1 protein-coding gene is annotated in these 1,462 nt (G+C 39.9%); it reads left to right on the top strand.

Annotated features, from left to right (window positions below):
- Positions 1 to 103: 103 nt before the first annotated feature.
- Positions 104 to 1,462: hypothetical protein (locus tag QA601_18885; protein ID MDG5817167.1), on the top strand; the 1,359-nt coding region annotated here is incomplete at its 3' end.

The following is a 1,462-nucleotide window of genomic DNA, read 5'->3' as shown; positions in this document are numbered from 1 at the left end:
ATGATGCTAAAGCTATTGTTTTTTACTTTTTAAGGTCTGAACAGGAAGAAATTAAAGAGAGGGAAGTAATCTTTAATGAAAAACTGTAACTATGCAAGGAAAAATGATGAATAAACGTGTATTCAAATTTTTATGTTTTTTGCTTCTCTTACCAACTGTATTAAATGCTCAAATCCCCTGGAACCATCATATTAACAGGCAAGATATAACCGATCTGCTCATAGATGGGCAGTATCTTTGGATGGCTACTAAAAACACCGGACTTGTGCGCTGGAATACAAATACTGAGGAGCAACAGGTATTTGATAGAGATAACGTTTTTTTTTCCGATAGTAGTATTAAACTTGTATTGGATTCATCGGGGGTTGTGTGGGCTGCATCGGGTAATACAATCGCCCAATTCAGGAACGGTAGTTTTGGACAACAATTTCATTTCAGCAGCAGGGTAAACGATCTTACAGTTGATTATTCCGGTGCTGTATGGGTAGGGATATCGGATGGGATACTGAAACAAAGTGGCACTACTTTCAAACGGATTACTGCATTTGATGAACTCAGAGGAACAGATGAATATGTTGATAATGTCGTTTCAGGAGGAGCAGATAGCTGCGTTTATGTAAGAGTTAAAAACAGGGTATTTCGTTTTGGTATTGATGGACAGTATCATAAAACCATCGAGCTGCCATTTGATAACCCATGTAGCATGGTTGTAAGCAGAGGTGAGCTTTTTGTCACTGATATATGGAATGTTGCCGTGTATGATGGTGCAGACTGGAGATCGTATTCAACTGAGGACGGGACTCTCAGCAATTCTGTTTTGGGTTTTTCCGTTTCTGCTCAGGGTGATATATGGGCGTATGGTCTGAATGTAATGGTTTATGAGAATGAGAACTGGGACGTAAGGCTACAGTATGAGCGAGGAGGCACTGGAATATGGGCAATAGCTCCGGTAAGTGGGAATATCGCCTGGATTGGTGGGACTTATTTTTTTGGAAAGCTTGTGTGGGGAGAACTGCAACAGATCAGTACCAACTCACCTGCCAACAATATGATAGAGTATATTTATGCCGATTACGATGGCTCCGTCTGGGTTCGATGCAGTGATGGTAAAAATGTAATTAGCAAATATAATGGAAGTGAATGGAGCCATCCTTATACTAGGCCCTTTACCGATATGCTACGTACACAAGACAGTACATATTACTTTATTGGGAATACTAATGTTCATGTGTTTGGAGTTGTTAGAAACGGGGTAAGGGTAAACGACCTGAGAGGAAATGGATTTATACCATCGGGTAATATCAATGCAATTGCTGAAGATCATTTGGAAAAGATCTGGTTTGCTACTTCAAAAGGGGTAATCAGGAATTATTCTGACACACTCTTTTCGAGTGATAACAGTGGGTTTGCTTCAAGCCATATCAATACGATTTTAGCAACATCAGATTCCTCTCTGTGGATC

The sequence above is a fragment of the Chitinispirillales bacterium ANBcel5 genome (genome assembly GCA_029688955.1).
In the GTDB taxonomy this organism is placed as follows: Bacteria; Fibrobacterota; Chitinivibrionia; order Chitinivibrionales; family Chitinispirillaceae; genus Cellulosispirillum; species Cellulosispirillum alkaliphilum.
This window is presented reverse-complemented; position numbering and strand designations above follow the sequence as displayed.